The sequence below is a fragment of the Agrobacterium sp. SORGH_AS_0440 genome (assembly GCF_031453135.1).
Classification (GTDB): Bacteria; Pseudomonadota; Alphaproteobacteria; order Rhizobiales; family Rhizobiaceae; genus Agrobacterium; species Agrobacterium pusense.
This window is the reverse complement of the sequence record NZ_JAVIYR010000001.1, coordinates 18,315-38,019: the sequence shown is the minus strand read 5'-3', so window position 1 is coordinate 38,019 and position 19,705 is coordinate 18,315. Positions and strand designations below refer to the sequence as shown.

Genomic DNA, 19,705 nt, shown 5'->3' with positions numbered 1-19,705 from the left:
AATCGCCTGCGGGCGTTTTGATCGAGTGATGAAAATCTGTCCTGTTAACAGGCTGCTTCTTTCGTGTGCGCTGGGCGGATTGCTCAAATTTTGAGCTCATGTCGTTTTCCCCGCGATTTAAAGTGGGGAATCCGTCTGGCACGGGCTTTGCTTTCTGTCTTGTATGCAAGATTTACATACCAGGCAGGATCGTCAGCTAAACATTGAAGAGGCCATCGTATCCGGCATTTTGTCGGCGCGTATCCGGCCGGGCACACGGCTCAGCGAAAACCAGCTTGCCGGTCTTTTCTCCGTATCGCGCACCCGGGTACGCGAGGCGATGATGCGGCTGGAAACCCGGGGAATCGTGCACGTTAGTGCGAGGCGGGGCTGGTTCGTGGTCGAGCCGTCTGCCGAGGAGGCGATGACCATCTATGAAGCGCGCCGGATCATCGAATCCGGGTTGGTGCGCAGTATGCGGACCCTTACCGAAGAAGGGCGCGGCGTTCTCCTGGCGCATCTCCAGGAAGAGAAAGTCGCCATAGCCGCGGGCGACCGGCAGCGCCTGACCTGCCTCATGGGCGATTTTCACATCAGGATCGCCGAGCTTTGCGGCAATGCCGTCCTCGTTGAACTGCTGCGCGACCTGACGGCCCGCACGATCCTCATTTCCATGCTTTACCAGTCGGAATTCCATGCGCTGCAGTCGCATCAGGGACATTGCCGGATATTCGAGGCGATGGCAGCCGGCGATTTCGTGAGGGCGGCGGAGCTTTCAATCGAACATCTGGACGAAGTGGAAACCGGCCTCGATCTCACCCGGCGACCTGACCCGCTCGCCGGTCTTCGCCACTCGCTCGCCCTTCCGGAACATAACCGCGGCGATACCGACAAAAAAACCGAGCAACAGAACCAGCACAAGGAGAATGACCCATGATATTCAGACGGACCTTCATCGCCGCCGCCGCCATGGCTGCCGCCTTCGGATTTTCCGCCCCCGCAAAGGCGGACGCCCTTGCCGACATTGCCGCACGCGGCACGCTGCGCGTCGCCGTGCCGCAGGATTTTCCACCCTTTGGCAGTGTCGGGGCCGACATGACCCCGCAGGGTTATGACATCGACGTCGCGAAGTTGATCGCCGACAAGCTGGGCGTGAAGGTGGAGCTGGTGCCGGTCACCAGCGCCAACCGTGTTCCCTATCTGCAGACCAACAAGGTCGATCTGGTGATCTCCAGCCTCGGCAAGAACGCTGAACGCGAGAAGGTCATCGATTTTTCGACCGCCTATGCTCCATTTTTCAACGGCGTGTTCGGTCCGCAGGACGTTTCCCTCTCCAAAGCCGAGGACCTTAAGGGCAAGACCGTTGCCGTGACACGCGGTTCTGTCGAAGACCTCGAGCTGACGAAGGTTGCGCCCGCTGACGCCACCATCAAGCGCTATGAGGACAATAACGGCACCATTTCCGCCTTCCTGTCCGGTCAGGCGGAGGTTGTCGCAACCGGCAATGTGGTGGCCGCCGCCATTCTGGCGAAGAACCCGCCGAAGCGGCCGGAAATGAAATTCCTGATCAAGAATTCGCCCTGCTACATCGGCCTCAACAAAAATGAGACGGCCCTGCTGGAAAAGGTCAATGCGACTATCGCCGCGGCCAAGGCGGACGGTTCGCTGAATGCCATCGCCACCAAATGGCTCGGGCAGGATCTGCCGGCCGATCTCTGATCGTCACATATCCCCGTCGTCCCGGTTCCCCGGGACGGCTTTCTCACCACCGGCGCAAGGGGACTTTTCTTGAGCTATCAATTTGATTTCCTGTGGCTCGGCGAATATTGGCCGCAGATTGCCAAGGGTATTGCCATCACCAGCCAGCTGACGCTGGTGGGCGGCGTCATCGGCGTGTCGCTCGGCACCGCCTGCGCCTGGGCCCGTGCGCTTGGCCCCTCCTGGCTTAGGCCCATCGTCGGCGGTTACGTCGAACTCATCCGCAATACGCCTTTCCTCATCCAGCTGTTTTTTATCTTTTTCGGCCTGCCGTCGCTTGGTTTCAAGCTTTCGGAGCTGACCGCCGCCAATCTGGCGATGATCGTCAATCTCGGCGCCTATAGCTGCGAGATCATTCGCGCCGGCATCCAGGCAACACCGAAAGGCCAGTTCGAGGCGGGGGCAAGCCTTGCGATGACGCGCTTCGAAACCTTCCGCCACGTGGTGCTCCGGCCATCGCTGCAGCGCATCTGGCCAGCGCTCACGTCGCAGGTTGTCATCGTCATGCTCGGGTCGGCGGTTGTCTCGCAGATCGCGGTGGAAGACCTGACGTTTGCGGCCAACTTCATCCAGTCGCGCACCTTCCGCGCCTTCGAGGCCTATATTGTTTCGACGGTGATCTACCTGCTGCTCGCGATCCTGCTGCGGCAGGGCATGCTGGCGCTGGGCGGCTTCCTTTTTCCGCGGAGGCTGGCGCGATGATGGAATTCACCTTCTGGGATATTCTGCGCAACCTGTTGCTTGCCACGCGCTGGACGCTGCTGCTGTCGCTGGTATCCTTCGCTGGCGGAGGCCTGGTCGGCCTCGCGCTTCTGTGGCTGCGCATCAGTCCGCGTCCGGCCTTGAGCCGTCTTGCCCGCATCTATATCGAAGTCTTTCAGGGCACGCCGCTCCTGATGCAGCTTTTCATCGCCTTTTTCGGCCTCGGCCTCTTCGGAATCGATGTTCCAGCCTGGCTTGCCGCAGGCGTGGCGCTCATCCTGTGGACTGCTGCGTTTCTGGCGGAAATCTGGCGCGGCTGTGTAGAGTCGATCGCAAAGGGGCAATGGGAAGCCTCGGCAAGCCTTGCCATGGGCCGCCTTCAGCAGATGCGTTACGTCATCCTGCCCCAGGCGATGAAGATCGCCATTCCACCGACAGTCGGTTTTTCCGTCCAGGTCATCAAGGGCACCGCGCTCACCTCCATTATCGGTTTCGTCGAACTGTCCAAGGCCGGCACGATCGTCACCAACGCGACCTTCCAGCCTTTCACGGTATACGGGCTGGTGGCGCTCATCTATTTCGCCCTCTGCTGGCCGCTGTCGAAATCCAGCCAGTTTCTCGAAAGGAAGCTCAATGTCGCTCATCGAAATCACTGAAGTCCACAAGAGCTTTGGCGACAACGAAGTGCTGAAGGGCATCAACCTGGATGTCGAGCCCGGAGAGGTGATCGCGATCATCGGGAAAAGCGGTTCGGGAAAATCGACGCTGCTACGCTGTATCAACGGTCTTGAGACGATCAGCAGCGGCTCCATTCAGGTGGCGGGCGCCCAGCTGCTTGATGACGAGCTGCATCTGAAGGCCCTCAGATTAAAGGTGGGCATGATTTTCCAGCAGTTCAATCTCTTTCCGCATCTGACTGCCGGCGGCAATGTGATGCTGTCGCAGATGGTTGTGAAGAAGCTGGCGGCGCCCGAGGCGGAGGCGATGGCGCGCAGGATGCTGGAGCGTGTCGGTCTGGCGCACAAGTTCGACTCCTATCCGGACCAGCTCTCCGGCGGTCAGCAGCAGCGCGTGGCCATCGCCCGCGCGCTTGCCATGCAGCCCATCGCGCTTCTGTGTGATGAAATCACGTCTGCGCTTGACCCGGAACTGGTGTCCGAGGTGCTCGCTGTCGTGCGTGAGCTTGCCAGGGAGGGCATGACACTTCTGATGGTGACGCATGAAATGAAGTTCGCCCGTGACGTCTGCTCGCGCGTCGTCTTCATGCATCAGGGACGGGTACACGAGATCGGCCCGCCGGAAGAAGTTTTCGCTAACCCCCGCACACCGGAACTCAGGCAGTTCCTCGGTGTGCTCTAACATTCCATGGCTGCGCACGCCTGCAGAACGGCGTGCGCAGTGGCCCGTGCGCCGCAGGCTTCGCGCTGCGACTTGCGCGTTCATGCGCCATGTGAACCAGCGGCGCGTAATCAATTAGTCGTCAAGATTGCATACAATTTTTCCATCGCATCGAAAACAATCGCTGTAAATTTGGGCACTCTTCCCAACCGGTGTTTCTCCCCATTTAAATTATCCTTTTGCATCAATGAGAAAGCCGATTGGCACGCCTCCTGCATGGATAGAAGTGTCGCAGGAGAGTGTTTATGAGCAAAGCCGCCGCAATTGACATCGCTTCCGTATCCAAGATTTACGGCAACACCACCGCCGTCCATGCGGTAAGCCTGAAGATACCGGCGGGGAGCTACTGCTGCCTGCTCGGCCCGTCGGGCTGCGGCAAGACCTCGACGCTCCGGATGATCGCTGGTCACGAGAGCATTTCCAGCGGCGATGTCAGGCTTGGCAACACCGTCGTGACCGATCTGCCGCCCGCCCGGCGCGGCACGGCGATGATGTTCCAGTCCTATGCGCTGTTTCCGCATCTCGATCTCGTCGACAATGTCGCCTTCAGCCTCAAGATGAAGGGTGTGGACAGGGAAACCCGGCGCACAAAGGCGCTGGACATGCTGCGCCTGATGCAGCTCGAGCCTTATGCCGGCCGACGCCCGGCCCAGCTTTCCGGCGGGCAGCAGCAGCGCGTGGCGCTGGCGCGCGCGCTCATTACCGATCCCGAGGCGCTGTTGCTGGACGAGCCGCTTTCGGCGCTCGATCCCTTCCTCAAGATCCGCATGCGCGCCGAGTTGAAGAAGCTGCAGACTTCACTCGGCATCACCTTCGTCCACGTCACCCACAGTCAGGAAGAGGCGATGGCACTGGCCGATATCATCGTCGTCATGAATGACGGCCGGATCGAGCAGGCGGCGACCCCGCGTGAGGTTTTCGAGCGACCGGCGACCGCTTTCGTCGCCCGCTTCATGGGCGACCACAATGTCATTTCCGGACGATTCAGGGAAAGGTCCGGCGAGCTGGTGACGCTTGAAGTCGCAGGCGGCGGCACATTTACCGCGACAGGCGCGGCGCCGGATGACGGGGCGGTCGATATCGCCGTTCGCACCGATCGGGTGCGTGTGGGTGAGACCGATCAACCCGGTCTCGGTTTCACGGGCATCGTCTCCAATGTCGAGTATCGCGGCGCCACCGTGAAGATCGCCGTGACCGGCGCCGGCATGGAGGATTTCAACGTCATCCTCAGCGACGCCGCCTTTTTCGAAAACCCGGTCAGGACCGGCGACGCCATACCGCTTTCATGGAATGCGGCCGATGCCATCGTGCTCGGCCGGGTAGAGAAGTGACCCCAAAAATAACCAGAGGAGAACTTTGCAATGACCGATACCACCAGCAGCAAGAAGGGCCTGTCCCGCCGCGGCCTCCTGAAAGCGGGCGCGGCTGCCGCGGGTGCGGCGATCGGCTCCGGCCTCATCACCGGCTTCCCGACCATCTGGGCGCAGAACCCCATCACCATCCGCCAGTTCGGCACCGGCGTCTCCAACCTCAACGCCATTGCCGAAAAGTGCAAGGCGGACCTCGGCATCACGCTGGAGATGACGGCGACGGATTCCGACGCCGCTGCCCAGCGCGCCGTCACCCAGCCGAACTCCTACGATATCGCCGATATCGAATACTGGATCCTGAAGAAAGTCTATCCGGCCGGCGTCATCCAGCCGATGGAAATCAAGAAGCTCAAATATTACGACAAGATCGTGCCGCTGTTCAAAAACGGCAAGCTGAAGCCTGACAGCGTGGTCGCGCAGGGCACTGCGCCGCACACTGTCGGTTACGTCGAGAAGCCCGGCGACAAGACATTTGCCAAGGGTGAGACCGATTATTTCACCATGGTTCCGACCATCTACAATGCCGATACGCTCGGCATCCGCCCCGATCTCGTCGGCCGCGATATCACCAGCTGGGCCGATATCATGGACCCCAAGTTCAAGGGCAAGACCTCCATCCTCAACATCCCGTCCATCGGCATCATGGACGCGGCGATGATCATGGAAGCCATGGGCAACATCAAATATGCCGACAAGGGCAACATGACGAAGGCGGAAATCGACAAGACCATCGATTTCCTCATCAAGGCCAAGAAGGACGGCCAGTTCCGCGCCTTCTGGAAGAGCTTCGACGAAAGCGTCAACCTCATGGCCTCGGGCGAAGTCATCATCCAGTCCATGTGGTCACCGGCCGTTGCCGCGGTCCGCTCGAAGGGCATCGCCTGCAAATATCAGCCGCTGAAGGAAGGCTATCGCTCCTGGGGCGGCGGTCTCGGTCTCGCCAAGCATCTGTCCGGTGCAAAGCTCGATGCAGCCTATGAATATATCAACTGGTACACCTCGGGCTGGGTCGGCGCCTACCTCAACCGTCAGGGTTATTACTCCGCCGCCATGGAAACGGCGAAGGAGCACATGACCGCCGACGAGTGGGGTTACTGGGTCGAGGGCAAGGCCGCTCAGGGCGATATCATCGCGCCAGACGGCAAGGTCATGGAAAAGGCCGGTGCCGTGCGCGATGGCGGTTCCTTCGAGGAGCGCATGGGCAAGGTGGCGTGCTGGAACTCGGTCATGGACGAAGACCGCTACATGGTTCGCCGCTGGAACGAGTTCATCGCGGCGTGATGCTTTCAGGACGACCGGCGGCAAGTGCCGCCGGTCAATTGCGACAGGCACCCACCTCTCGACGTCATCCTCGGGCTTGAACCGAGGATCTAACAAACCACCACATCAGACGTGGTTGGATCCTTGGGTCAAGCCCGAGGATGACGTCGAGGGTGTGGCGGACCTTCCAACGTGCCCGCTGGCGGCAATGCCGCCGGCACTTCTGCAAATCCACAGAAAGGCTCCCCATGGTGACGGTCAGACTCATCGGCGTCAGCGACAAGAAGGACAGACAGCACCGCAGCTTCGCGTTGCCACAAAAACTCGTCTCCTATGTGCAGGCTGCCCCGCTTTTCCTGATCCTCGGCTTTTTCCTGGCTCTGCCGATCCTCATGATCGCCGTCGTCAGCTTCTGGGACTACGATTTTGCCCAGATGTATCCTGATTTTGTGACCTTCAATTACAGCGAGACACTGGGATCGTGGGTCACCTGGCAGACCTATCTAAATACGCTGAAATATGCAGCGATGGTCTGGGCCATCACGCTGTTCTGCGGTTTCTGGGTGGCTTATTTCCTCGCCTTTCACATCCGCACCACCACCATGCAGATGGTGCTGTTCCTTGTCTGCACCGTGCCTTTCCTGACGTCCAACATCATCCGCATGATTTCGTGGATACCCGTTCTGGGGCGAAACGGTCTCGTCAACAGCGCGCTGGTCGGCACCGGCATCATCCCCGAGCCGATCGAATGGCTGCTCTATTCCGATTTTGCCGTGGTGCTGGCCATGGTGCATCTTTATACGCTGTTCATGGTCACGCCGATCTTCAACACGCTGATGCGCATCGACAAATCCTTGATCGAGGCGGCGCGCGACGCTGGTGCGACCGGCTGGCAGACGCTCACCAATGTCATCATCCCGCTCGCAAAACCCGGCATGGCGATCGGCAGCATCTTCGTTGTCACGCTGGTCATGGCCGATTTTTCCACGGTTCAGGTCATGTCGGGCGGCCAGAGCGCCTCGGTGGCGCTGATGATGAAGAACCAGATGTCGCTGCTGCAATATCCGGCCGCTGCCGCCAATGCCGTCATCCTGCTCGTCCTCGTTCTCCTGATGGTCGCGGGCATCCTGCGCATCGTCGATATCCGCAAGGAGCTTTGATTATGCATCGGGAAAAACGCAGCCGCGAATTCTATATCCTCGCTTTCTTTTTCGCCCTCTTCGTGCTGTTTCTTTACGGCCCGTTGTCGGCCATCCTCATCCTCGCCTTCCAGGGGCCGAACGGAGGCCTGACGTTCCCGCTGAACGGCGTGTCGCTGCACTGGTTCGGCAATCTTTTCGAACAGCAGGCAGTCGGCGATTTCGGCGGATCGTTCCGCCGTTCCTTCGCTCTCGGCCTGATGGTCATGGTCGTAACCGTGCTCGTCTCTTTGCTGGCAGGCCTTGCCTTCCGTCGCAAATTCATCGGCGCGACGCCGCTGTTTTATCTGTCGGTCGCTAGCTTGGTGGTGCCTTCCATCATCATATCCCTTGGTATTGGTGTTTTGTTTCAGCAGCTTGGGCTTGAACCTTCATGGTATACATCAGCTTTTGGCGCGCATCTGACCTGGACATTGCCCTTCGGCGTTCTCATCATGCTCGCCGTCTTCAACCGGTTTTCGCCGTCCTATGAGGAAGCGGCGCGCGATCTCGGTGCGTCCTCATGGCAGACCTTCGCCCATGTGGTGCTGCCGATGATCGCGCCGAGCCTGATCGGTGTTGGCCTCTTCGGGTTCACGCTTTCCTACGACGAGTTCGCCCGCACGCTGATGACGTCTGGCACCTACAACACGTTGCCGCTGGAAATCTACGGCATGACCACCAATGTCACGACCCCTGTGCTTTATGCGCTCGGCGCCGTTACCACCCTGTTTTCGTTCCTGGTGATTGCGGCCACGCTCGGCCTGATCGTCACCCTCAATCGACGCCATTCGCGCGGATGAAGAAACCCAAGATGCGCATTCTCGTCATCAATCCCAATACCACGCAGTCCATGACCGCGACCATCGCCGACGCCGCGACACGGGTGGCGGGCCGCGATACGGAAATCCTCGCCGTCACCTCTTCCATGGGGCCTGTCTCCATCGAAGGTTATTACGACGAGGTATTCGCGGTGCCCGGCCTTCTGCTGGAGCTTGCCAAGGCTCCGGCGCTGCGCGTCGACGCGGCGATCATCGCCTGTTTCGATGATACCGGGCTTGATGCGGCCCGGGCTCTTGCAGATATTCCCGTCATCGGCATCTGTGAGGCGGCGGTTTCCGCCACGGCCTTCATCGCGCAGAAATTCACCATCGTCACGACGATGGAACGGTCCCGGCTGCCGCTCGAACATCTCGTCCAGCGCTATGGCATGTCTTCCCGCTGCAAAGTCCGTGCCGCCGACATTCCGGTGCTATCGCTGGAAGAGGCGGGTTCGAATGCACGCGAAAGGCTGCGGGAGGAAATCTCCCTGGCGCTGAGGCAGGATCGTGCCGAGGCGATCGTGCTCGGCTGCGCCGGCATGGCCGACCTGACGGCGGAACTCCGCGCTGAATTCGGCGTCCCTGTCATTGACGGCGTCGCAGCAGCCGTCAAACAGGCGGAAGCACTGGTATCCATGGGGCTCTCCACCGCCAAGCGCGGCGCTTATGCCACGCCGGTCGCCAAGCCCTATCGCGGATTGCTGGACATGTTTCAGCCGGGCAGGAGCGGCGGGATGCCGGAGGGCGGCTGAGACGTTTCCCGGTCCGGTTCACACGGTGCTGATTTCGCCAGGCCCTTCATATCCCTGTCGTAATAGTGTCTGATACCCTCGGCGTTTCAGTGCGGACGATGTGTATGCGCAGCCGTCATACGCTTAGGGAGCTATCGTTGAATTCCTCGACACCCACGATTTCGAATGACACCGCGCGTCACAAAATCGGAACGCCCGGCGAAGTTTTCGCGGCCTTTCTGAAGCTCGGGGTCACATCCTTTGGCGGCCCCATCGCTCATCTCGGTTATTTTCGCGATGAGCTGGTCGTCCGGCGCAAATGGGTCGATGAAGCCGGTTATGCGGACCTTGTGGCGCTCTGCCAGTTTCTGCCCGGTCCCGCTTCCAGCCAGGTGGGCTTTGCGCTCGGGCTGCTGAGGGCAGGGCCGCTCGGGGCGCTGGCCGCCTGGACGGCGTTTACGCTGCCATCTGCCATTCTTCTCGTCGCGTTCGCAATGGTCGCCGCATCCATCGAAGGCCCCGTCGGCACCGGACTGCTGCATGGATTGAAGATCGTCGCTGTTGCCGTGGTCGCCCAGGCGGTATGGGGAATGGCAAAAAGCCTCTCACCGGATCGTGAGCGCGCGACCATCGCGATGGCCGCCATCGTCTGTGTCGTATTCATCGCCGGCGCTTTCGGGCAAATCCTGGCGCTTTGCGCCGGAGCGCTCGCCGGGCTGGTCTTCTGCCGCGCCGCCTCGGCCGGGTCGACCAGCCATCTTGCCTTCCGCGTGTCGAAACGCGTGGGATATGTTTCGCTTGCGGCTTTTGCCCTTCTTCTCGTTCTGCTGCCGGTTCTTGCGGCGGGCGCGGCCTGGCAGGGGCTCTCCTTGTTTGACGCCTTCTATCGGGCCGGCGCGCTGGTCTTCGGCGGCGGCCACGTGGTGTTGCCTCTGCTGCAATCCGAAGTCGTCGCCTCGGGCTGGGTCACCAGGGATGCCTTCATTGCCGGCTATGGCGCAACGCAGGCCGTGCCCGGTCCGCTCTTCACTTTTGCTGCATATCTCGGCGCGGTGGCGGGCCCTCAGCCGAACGGCGTGGCGGGCGCAGCCATCGCTCTCGTCGCCATCTTCCTGCCCGGCATGTTGCTTCTCGTCGGCGCACTTCCTTTCTGGGAGGGCTTTCGCCGGCATCCTGTGGCGCAGGCGGCCATGCGAGGCGCCAATGCCGCGGTGGTCGGCATATTGGGCGCGGCGCTTTATGATCCCGTCTGGACCAGCGCCGTCTTCACCCCCAGGGATTTTGCACTGGCGCTTGCGGGTTTCATCCTGCTGACGGTCTGGAAAGCGCCGCCATGGGTCGTCGTTCTTCTTTGCGCGGCCGGCGGCGTGGCGCTCGCCCTCGTGTAAAGGCTTCAGGCAGTGCCGATGCTGTCGAACAGCCAGTCGGAAAAGACCTGCATGGCTGGGGTCGGCGGTTTCGATTGCAGCCGGGTCAACCAGTAGCTACCGAGCGATATGGTGACGGGAAAAGGTTGGACGACCGCTCCGGAAGCCAGATGCCGTGAAAACATCGACGGCGGCGCCAGCGCGACACCGAGCCCTTGCAGGGCGGCCTCCATCATCCCGAGCGACGTGTCGAAGACAATGCCGGCATTGACCTGTGCGGCCGGCGTAACGCCCGCCGCCGCAAACCAGCTGCTCCATTCATCGGCGCGGTAACTGCGCAGCAATGTCGCTTCCATCAGGTCGGCCGGCGCTTTCAGCGTTTCCGCCAGTTTCGGCGTGCACAGCGGCGAAAGCGGCGCGTCGAAGAGACGAAACGCATCCGTGCCGTGCCACGAGCCCTGACCGAAACGAATGGCAAAATCGAGCCCCTCTGCCGCCATATCCACCCGGTTGTTGTTGGTGGACACCCTGACGTCAATAAAGGGGTGGCGCTTCTGAAACGCCTGCAGGCGCGGCAGCAGCCAGCCGACCGCGAAGGTGCCGACAACGCCGAGAAACAGCAGTTCGCGCACCTGCCCGGCCTCGATGCGGTCAAGCGTCGTTGCCATCTGGTCGAAGGAACTGGTCACCGTCGGCAGCAGGGCTTCGCCTTCCGCAGTTATCTTCAGGCCGCGCGGGAGACGCTGAAAAAGCGCGACGCCCAGCCGCTTTTCCAGTCCCTTGACCTGCTGGCTCACAGCGGCCTGCGTCACGCAAAGTTCGATCGCCGCGCGGGTAAAGCTCAGATGCCGCGCGGAAGCTTCGAACGCGCGCAAACCGTTCAGGGGAAGAAATTGACGGACCATTCGAGACCTAGATTTTCTTGTGTCTCCTCCGAGATATCATGATTTGTTCGTGCAATGTAGGGCGGCTAAACGTCTTTCGCGCTGGCTGGGGAAACGCCTGATATCCACCTGAGGTTTTGGAGACGCGACAGATGAATTTTCACCGCAGACATATCGTATGGACGGCCATGCTTTCGGCGATCCTCCTCACGCCGGCTCTGGCCGACGACGGGGCGAGGCTGAAGGCGATAACGGATGCGGCGATCAAGCCAATCATGGAAAAGAACGGCATACCCGGGCTTGCGGTCGGCATCAGCGTCGATGGAGAGAGTTACATCTTCACTTACGGCGCGATGTCAAAAAGCACCGGCCAGCCGGTGACGGCTGAAACGCTGTTCGAACTTGGCTCCATCAGCAAGACATTCACGGCTATTCTTGCGACCTACGCCGAGGCGAACGGGCATTTGTCGCTGTCCGGCAGGGTCAAGGATTATCTTCCGGGCATGAAGGGTTCCGCTTTCGGTGACGTTACATTGACGCATCTCGGCACCCACACCGCAGGCGGCTTTCCGCTACAGGTGCCTGACAATGTCAAAACGGAAACGCAGCTGCTGGCTTATCTCAAGAGCTGGAAGCCTTCTTACGGCGCCGGAACGCACAGGACCTACGCCAATCCCAGCATCGGCATGCTCGGCTACATCACGGCAAAGGCGATGGGGCAGGGCTACGACGCCGCCATGCAGGACACGCTCTTTCCTGCGCTCGGCCTGAAGGACACGTTCACGGTCGTTCCCAAGGCGAAGTTGGCCAATTATGCACAGGGCTACACGCGAAACGACGAGCCGGCCCGCCTGACGCCGGGCATTCTCTCTTCGGAAGCCTATGGCGTCAGATCGACGGCGACAGACATGATCCGCTTCGTCAACGCGAATCTGGGGCTTGAAAAGCTGGACGGCAAGATCCGGCAGGCGATCGCAAGCACCCATACCGGTTATTTCGCGGTCGGCGCCATGACGCAGGATCTCATCTGGGAGCAATATGCCCGGCCTGTCGCCTTGAAGACGCTTGTCCAGTCCAATTCCGGCGCTCTTCTCAAGACCGTTCCGGTGCAGGAAATCGCGCCGCCCCTGAAGCCCGGACAGGATGTCTTCGTCAACAAGACGGGTTCCACCAATGGTTTTGGCGCCTATGTCGCCTTCATCCCTCAACGGAAACTCGGCATCGTCATACTGGCCAACAAAAACTATCCCAATGAGGATCGTGTCACGGCGGCCGTTGAGATTTTGACGGCTGTCGACAAGGCGGACTGATATCCGCCCGATGCTTCCTTGCCGTGCCGGCGCGGAGCGCACTCCCGCCGGCGCCAAACGCATTTCGATCCCGCCGCCCGGATGACAGCGAGAACCAATCGCGCTACCGGAGAAAAGATACGCCGGCCACCGATTCGATCTCGGCCGACCGCGCTTATCATCAAAAGGCAACTCTTTTTGCGCGGCTGCGATCTGCGACGGAAAAGCCGTCAGTCTCGCGCCGGGCGGTTCGTGGGGGACGACGATGAGCGACACGGGTGGTTATTTTCCTCGCTGGCGATTGAAAACCGAAGGGCGCATCATGCCGGATGAGCGATTGCCCGCCGGGCAGACCGCGGTGCTCGGTTTGCAGCACGTCGTGGCCATGTTCGGCTCCACGGTTCTCGCGCCGCTGATCATGGGCTTCGATCCGAATGTATCGATCCTGTTTTCCGGTATTTCCACGCTGATCTTCTTCATCGCCGTTGGCGGTCGCGTGCCGAGCTATCTTGGTTCATCCTTCGCCTTCATCGGCCCCGTTCTGGTGGCGACCGGGGCGGCGGCGGGCGCGGCAAGCCCGAATATCGCGCTTGCGCTCGGTGGCATCATCGCCGCGGGGGTGCTTTATGCACTGATTGGCGTGATCGTCATGATTGCCGGTCATAACTGGATCGAGCGGCTGATGCCGCCAGTCCTGACGGGGGCCATCGTTGCCGCCATCGGCCTCGTGCTTGCGCCCATCGCGATAGCCAGCGCCTCCGGCTCCGGCCCCGGCAATCCCGATGGCGACCAGCTGTCGCGATGGATTGCCATTCTGACGGTCACCTCGGTCGGTGCGATTGCCGTCTATGCGCCCGGAATGGCGCGGCGCTTGCCGATCCTCATCGGCGGCGCGATCGCCTATCTCGCCTATCTCGTGGTGGCGAACGGTCTCGGCCTCGGCAAACCGGTTGATTTTTCAGGCGTCGCCGCCGCAGCCTGGTTCGGATTGCCAACCTTCACCACGCCGGTCTTTTCCGCATCGGCAATCGCACTCATAGCTCCGGTCGTCGTCATCCTCGTGGCCGAAAATCTCGGGCACATCAAGGCTATCGGCGCGATGACCGGCAGGAACCTCGATCCCTACCTCGGTCGGGCCTTTATCGGCGACGGCATCGCGACCATCTTCTCCGGCGCCTTTGGCGGAACCGGCATGACCACCTATGCAGAGAACATGGGCGTCATGGCGATAACCCGCATCTTCTCGACGCTCGTTTTCATTGTCGCGGCTTTGGTGGCCATCCTCCTCGGCTTTTCGCCGAAATTCGGCGCGCTGATACAGACGATACCCGGGCCGGTCATCGGCGGTCTGTCCGTCGTCGTCTTCGGCCTCATCGCGGCAACCGCCGGGCGCATTTGGGTGGAAAACAAGGTCGACTTTTCCGAGCCACGCAACCTCATCACGGTGGGTATCGCCCTTGTTCTGGGGGCAGGAAATTTCAAGCTGAATGTGGGCGGATTCACGCTCGATGGCATCGGCACGGCGACAATCGGCGCCATCGCCTTTTATCATCTGCTCGGCCTCGGCAAGCCGGCGCAGGGACGATAAGGCGGGGAGTGCCGGCGCGGCCTGGCGGCGAAGATGTGGGATGGGCGAAATATCGCGCATCCCCGCGCTTACAGGCATGCGACATCTTGTCAGCGGCCCCCGGTTGGCGTAGTCGAAACCGACAGAAACCCGGGGGCGACCAGCACTACCGTTTGGTGGCGCTGTGTTCGGCTCCATAGACATCATGACGTTGGGATTGCGATGAACCTTTACTTGGATTACCTGGCTGAAATCAAAAGCAGAGAACCACAGGGACTTGCGCCCAAGCCGATCGATGACGGTGCGTTGACCGCCGAAATCATCGAACTGATCAAGGATGCAGGCAGCGAACACCGCGCCGATGCCCTGAAGTTTTTCATTTATAACACATTGCCGGGAACCACGAGCGCCGCCGGTGTGAAGGCTGCGTTTCTGAAGCAGATCATCCTCGGCGACGTCATCGTCCCCGAGATTACCCCGACCTTCGCGCTGGAACTGCTGTCGCACATGAAGGGCGGCCCGTCGATCAAGGTGCTGCTCGACATCGCGCTCGGCAACGATGCCGCAATCGCCACCAAGGCGGGTGAAGTGCTGAAGACCCAGGTTTTCCTTTACGATGCCGACATGTTCCGCCTGCGGGATGCCTACAAGGCCGGCAACGCGATTGCGCGGGACGTGCTTGAAAGCTACGCCAAGGCCGAGTTCTTCACCAAGCTTCCCGATGTCGAGGACGAGATCAAGGTCGTCACCTTCATCGCCGCCGAAGGCGATATTTCGACCGACCTCCTGTCGCCGGGCAATCAGGCGCATTCGCGCTCCGACCGCCAGCTGCACGGCCAGTGTATGATCTCGCCGGAAGCGCAGGCGCAAATCGTCGCGTTGCAGAAGCAGCACCCCGACAGGCGGGTGATGATGATCGCCGAAAAGGGCACGATGGGCGTTGGCTCCTCGCGCATGTCGGGCGTCAATAACGTGGCGCTGTGGACCGGCAAGCAGGCCAGCCCCTACGTGCCCTTCGTCAACTATGCCCCCATCGTTGCGGGCACCAACGGCATTTCGCCGATTTTCGCCACCACCGTCGACGTGACGGGTGGCATCGGCATCAATCTGAAGAACTGGGTGAAGAAGCTCGGCGAAGACGGCAAGCCGATCCTCAACAATGACGGCAACCCCATCCTTGAGCAGAAATATTCGGTCGAGACCGGCACGGTCCTCAAGATCGACGCCAAGAATCGCAAGCTGCGGGACGAAAACGGCACCGAGCTGGTCGACCTCGCTTCGTCCTTCACACCCCAGAAGATGGAATTCATGAAGGCTGGGAGCTCCTATGCCATCGTCTTCGGCAAGAAGCTCCAGACTTTTGCCGCTGAAACGCTTGGCGTCGAGGCGACCCCTGTATTTGCACCGAACAAGGAAATTTCGATCGGAGGCCAGGGCCTCACCGCCGTCGAGAAGATCTTCAACCGCAACGCCGTTGGCGTGACGCCTGGCAAGGTACTGCACGCCGGTTCCGACGTTCGCGTCAAGGTCAACATCGTCGGTTCGCAGGATACGACCGGCCTGATGACCGCGCAGGAACTGGAAGCGATGGCGGCCACCGTCATTTCGCCCTTGGTGGACGGCGCCTATCAGTCCGGCTGCCACACGGCGTCCGTCTGGGACAAGAAGGCTCAGGCCAACACGCCGAAGCTCATGGCCTTCATGCACAATTTCGGCGTCATCACCGGCCGTGATCCGAAGGGCGTCTATCACTCCATGACGGACGTGATCCACAAGGTGCTGAACGACATCACCGTTGATGACCGGGCAATCATCATCGGCGGCGACAGCCACACCCGCATGTCCAAGGGCGTCGCCTTCGGTGCGGACTCCGGCACCGTCGCTTTGGCGCTCGCCACGGGCGAGGCGACCATGCCGATCCCGCAATCGGTCAAGGTCACTTTCAAGGGAACGATGCAGCCCTACATGGACTTCCGCGACGTGGTGCACGCAACGCAGGCGCAGATGCTGCAGCAGCACGGGGACAACGTGTTCCAGGGTCGTATCATCGAAGTCCATCTCGGAACGCTGCTTGCCGACCAGGCTTTCACCTTCACCGACTGGACGGCCGAGATGAAGGCCAAGGCGTCGATCTGCATTTCCGAAGACGAAACGCTGATCGAGTCGCTGGAGATCGCCAAGTCGCGCATCCAGATCATGATCGACAAGGGCATGGACAACGCCGCACAGACGCTTAAAGGCCTGATTGCGAAGGCGGATCAGCGCATTGCGGAAATCCGTTCCGGTGAAGTTCCAGCATTGAAGCCTGACGCGAACGCGAAATATTTCGCTGAAGTCGTCGTCGATCTCGATGTCATCAACGAACCGATGATCGCCGACCCGGACGTCAACAACAACGACGTTTCGAGACGCTACACGCACGATACGATCCGTCCGGTTTCCTATTATGGCGCCACCAAGAAGGTCGATCTCGGCTTCGTCGGCTCGTGCATGGTGCATAAGGGCGACGTGAAGATCGTCGCGCAGATGCTGCGCAACATCGAAAAGACCGAAGGCAAGGTCGAATTCAAGGCGCCGCTCGTCGTTGCCGCGCCGACCTACAACATCATCGACGAGCTGAAGGCGGAAGGGGATTGGGAAATCCTCCAGAAATATTCCGGCTTCGAATTCGATGACATCAACCCGAAGACAACGAACCGGACCGAATACGAAAACATCCTCTATCTGGAACGCCCGGGCTGCAACCTGTGCATGGGCAACCAGGAAAAGGCAGCCAAGGGTGACACGGTTCTGGCAACTTCGACGCGTCTCTTCCAGGGCCGTGTCGTTGAAGACAGTGCCGAAAAGAAGGGTGAATCGCTTCTGGCCTCGACACCGGTCGTGGTGCTGTCCGCCATTCTCGGCCGTACGCCGAGCATCGAGGAGTATCGTTCCGCCGTCGAGGGCATCGATCTGACGAAGTTCGCTCCGCCGAAGACGACGCCGATCGATTCCCAGTCGGTGCATTATTAATCCGCAATACCGCCTGCATCTGGATGCGGGAGGGTGCGGTGAATGAAAGAGGGGCGGCGGGGAGATATTCCCGCTGCCCTTTTTGTATTGGCCCTTGTCGCTGGCCCGCCGGGCCTTGAGCATTATCAAGACAATAGCCGTTTGCGGCATGCCGAATTGTCAGCACTTGCATGGCAAGGGTAACACTTCGTTTAGTTGTTTTGTGAAATCTAAAATACGCAGGTTCCAAGGTTTTATCGGTGGAGCCGGTAGAACAAGCGGACCCGTCACGACCTGCCCTGCGGTTCGAAAAAGGCACCCGCTTGTCGCCCTATGAGGAGGGGCAACAGCTACCCGCGATGTTTCATCATATGGTTCCCCCGGCCACCCGTGCGGCGGCAGGAGGAGCGCTTGCCTTGAGGCCGTTCATGTCATTCCTGAAGAATACCAAGATAAAAACGAAGGTCGTTTTTGTCATCTCGCTGATGAGCCTGATGTCGCTTTCCGGCATAAGCTATGTCAGCCTGCAATATAAAAGCACCGATAATGTCTATAGTGATTTCATCGGCCACGAGGCCCTTGCTGCGGTGCTGAACGCCAGAACAAGCGGAAATCTCAATGCGCTCGGCATGCAGATGCTTCGCGCCAGCCTCAACGATCCGGCCAGCAGCGATTTCGAAGCGGCCGTAAAGACCTTCAGGGCAGATCGCAAGCAGCTCGAGGAACGCCAGAACAAGATCATGGAACTCGTGCCGGCCCGCACGGACGCCGCGCGGGACATCCTCAAGGGTGTTGTCGAGGTCGAGGAAATCGGCAATCAGGTCATTTCCCTCATGCAGGCAGGACAACGGGCCGAAGCCCAGCAGATGGCGCTTAACGTCCTGCGGAAAATCACCGAGGTTTCGCCGAAAATCAGTGCGGGTAACGAACAGCTCATCCAGGTCATGAATGAGGGCCGGGAGCGCCTTACCGCAAGCACGAATACGACGATCTGGACGGGTGTTGTCACACTCGCACTCATGTCTCTGGCCGTGATCGCGCTTGGCCTGCTCATCTCGTCCCGCGGCATTACCACGCCGATTGCGCGCCTTCGCGCCCGCATGGAAGCGCTGGCGACGGGGGATACTGCAAGCGAAATCGTCGGCATGGATCGCAAGGATGAAGTTGGTCAGATGGCCGCCACCGTTCAAGCGTTCCGCGAAAGCGCAGTGGAGCGCCTGCGGCTCGAGGCTGAAACGGACGCGAACCGGTCCATGTCCGAAAAGGATCGGATCGAGCGGGAGAAACAGAAGGCGCAGGAAGCCGCCGACGTTCAGTTTGCGGTCACCAATCTTGCCACCGCGCTTTCGAAGATCGCCGAAGGCGATGTCACTTACCGCATAGCGCAGCCGTTTGTGCCGAGCCTGGACGGCATTCGCGGCGACTTCAACAGGGCCGCGGAACAGCTGCAGTCGACGCTCAACCAGGTGGCCCAGAATGCCCGTGGCATTGATTCCGGCGCAAAAGAAATCCGCGCAGCGGCCGACGATCTGGCGAAACGGACGGAGCAGCAGGCTGCGGCGGTAGAGGAAACCGCTGCGGCACTGGAAGAGATCACCACGACGGTGAAGGATTCGACCAAACGGGCGCAGGAAGCGGGACACCTCGTCAGCCGCGCGAAGATCGGCGCCGAAAGATCCGGAGACGTGGTGCAGAAGGCCGTTGCCGCGATGGAACAGATCGCGACATCCGCGAATGAGATTTCCAATATTATCGGCGTTATCGATGAGATTGCCTTCCAGACCAACCTTCTGGCACTGAATGCCGGGGTGGAGGCTGCCCGTGCGGGCGAGGCGGGCAAGGGCTTCGCCGTTGTCGCGCAGGAGGTTCGCGAACTGGCGCAGCGTTCCGCAGGCGCCGCCAAGGAGATCAAGAACCTGATCACGACCTCGAACGGTCAGGTCCAGCAAGGCGTGCAGCTCGTCGGAGAGACCGGCAAGGCATTGGAACTGATCGTCACGGAAGTGCAGGAGATCAACCGCCACGTGGCGGCGATTGCGGAATCGGCACAGGAACAGTCTTCCGGTCTCCAGCAGATCAATACGGCCGTGAATCAGATGGACCAGGACACCCAGAAGAACGCCGCAATGGTGGAGGAGAGCACCGCGGCGAGCCACGGGCTCGCACGCGAGGCGTCGTCGCTCAACCGGCTGATCGCCCAGTTCAAGCTGTCTGAAGCCGGTTACAGCGAGGCTTCCGCGCCCGTGCGAACCGCTTCGTCGGCCGACAGACCGGCGACCTCACCGGCCCGCGCCCTTGGCGGCCGGATCAGGGCGGCGTTCTCCGGCAACGCGGCACTGAATACGACAACGGATAATTGGGAGGAGTTCTGATACCCACTCTGCCTTCACGCCCTCCATGGCGCTGAAAG

Annotated in this window: 16 protein-coding genes; 15 read left to right on the top strand and 1 reads right to left on the bottom strand. The window is 60.5% G+C overall.

From position 1 onward, the window contains the following. The first annotated feature begins 163 nt into the window (after positions 1-163). The 11 genes from QE453_RS00195 to chrA all read left to right on the top strand — a co-directional run bounded on the left by QE453_RS00195 (position 164) and on the right by chrA (position 10,585). Complete coding sequence (locus QE453_RS00195) at positions 164-916, top strand: GntR family transcriptional regulator (RefSeq protein WP_309776140.1); 753 nt, start codon at positions 164-166, stop codon at positions 914-916. After that, on the top strand, positions 913-1,698 hold the full coding sequence (locus tag QE453_RS00190; RefSeq protein ID WP_004444890.1) for a transporter substrate-binding domain-containing protein: 786 nt from the start codon (positions 913-915) through the stop codon (positions 1,696-1,698). The genes QE453_RS00195 and QE453_RS00190 overlap by 4 nt, the downstream gene beginning before the upstream one ends. Positions 1,699-1,767: 69 nt before the next feature. Beyond that, entirely contained in the window at positions 1,768-2,439 is a 672-nt protein-coding gene (locus tag QE453_RS00185; protein WP_034496560.1) for an amino acid ABC transporter permease, read from the top strand. Beyond that, a complete protein-coding gene (locus QE453_RS00180) occupies positions 2,436-3,095 on the top strand; it encodes an amino acid ABC transporter permease (protein WP_022562609.1) in 660 nt (219 codons plus the stop codon). Before QE453_RS00185 ends, QE453_RS00180 begins: the two co-directional genes overlap by 4 nt. Beyond that, the gene (locus QE453_RS00175) at positions 3,073-3,798 is read left to right on the top strand and encodes an amino acid ABC transporter ATP-binding protein (protein ID WP_022562608.1); all 726 of its coding nucleotides are present in this window, start codon (positions 3,073-3,075) and stop codon (positions 3,796-3,798) included. Before QE453_RS00180 ends, QE453_RS00175 begins: the two co-directional genes overlap by 23 nt. Positions 3,799-4,082: 284 nt before the next feature. Then, the gene (locus QE453_RS00170; protein WP_309776138.1) at positions 4,083-5,168 is read left to right on the top strand and encodes an ABC transporter ATP-binding protein; all 1,086 of its coding nucleotides are present in this window, start codon (positions 4,083-4,085) and stop codon (positions 5,166-5,168) included. A 30-nt stretch (positions 5,169-5,198) separates the two neighbouring features. Continuing rightward, positions 5,199-6,488 (top strand): PotD/PotF family extracellular solute-binding protein, encoded by a 1,290-nt coding sequence (locus QE453_RS00165; protein WP_309776137.1) that lies wholly within the window; start codon positions 5,199-5,201, stop codon positions 6,486-6,488. Positions 6,489-6,715: 227 nt separating this feature from the next. Next, positions 6,716-7,627, top strand: a complete 912-nt coding sequence (locus QE453_RS00160) for an ABC transporter permease (protein ID WP_309776135.1) — start codon at positions 6,716-6,718, stop codon at positions 7,625-7,627. A gap of 2 nt (positions 7,628-7,629) precedes the next feature. Continuing rightward, complete coding sequence (locus tag QE453_RS00155) at positions 7,630-8,448, top strand: ABC transporter permease (protein ID WP_309776134.1); 819 nt, start codon at positions 7,630-7,632, stop codon at positions 8,446-8,448. Between the two features lie 11 nt (positions 8,449-8,459). Beyond that, complete coding sequence (locus QE453_RS00150) at positions 8,460-9,218, top strand: aspartate/glutamate racemase family protein (protein ID WP_107339632.1); 759 nt, start codon at positions 8,460-8,462, stop codon at positions 9,216-9,218. 137 nt (positions 9,219-9,355) lie between these two features. After that, positions 9,356-10,585, top strand: coding sequence for a chromate efflux transporter (chrA, locus tag QE453_RS00145; protein WP_162699369.1), 1,230 nt, complete (start codon positions 9,356-9,358; stop codon positions 10,583-10,585). 5 nt (positions 10,586-10,590) lie between these two features. Here the strand turns inward: chrA and QE453_RS00140 are convergent, their stop codons facing one another. Further along, positions 10,591-11,469 (bottom strand): LysR substrate-binding domain-containing protein, encoded by an 879-nt coding sequence (locus QE453_RS00140; RefSeq protein ID WP_006700572.1) that lies wholly within the window; start codon positions 11,467-11,469, stop codon positions 10,591-10,593. Between the two features lie 131 nt (positions 11,470-11,600). Here QE453_RS00140 and ampC point away from each other — a divergent pair, with 131 nt between their 5' ends. The 4 genes from ampC to QE453_RS00120 all read left to right on the top strand — a co-directional run bounded on the left by ampC (position 11,601) and on the right by QE453_RS00120 (position 19,667). After that, the gene (gene ampC / locus QE453_RS00135; RefSeq protein WP_309776132.1) at positions 11,601-12,758 is read left to right on the top strand and encodes a class C beta-lactamase; all 1,158 of its coding nucleotides are present in this window, start codon (positions 11,601-11,603) and stop codon (positions 12,756-12,758) included. A gap of 244 nt (positions 12,759-13,002) precedes the next feature. Continuing rightward, entirely contained in the window at positions 13,003-14,325 is a 1,323-nt protein-coding gene (locus tag QE453_RS00130) for a solute carrier family 23 protein (protein ID WP_072492933.1), read from the top strand. Between the two features lie 201 nt (positions 14,326-14,526). After that, on the top strand, positions 14,527-17,316 hold the full coding sequence (locus QE453_RS00125) for a bifunctional aconitate hydratase 2/2-methylisocitrate dehydratase (RefSeq protein ID WP_309776131.1): 2,790 nt from the start codon (positions 14,527-14,529) through the stop codon (positions 17,314-17,316). Between the two features lie 407 nt (positions 17,317-17,723). Next, the gene (locus QE453_RS00120; protein WP_309776130.1) at positions 17,724-19,667 is read left to right on the top strand and encodes a methyl-accepting chemotaxis protein; all 1,944 of its coding nucleotides are present in this window, start codon (positions 17,724-17,726) and stop codon (positions 19,665-19,667) included. Positions 19,668-19,705: the final 38 nt, after the last annotated feature.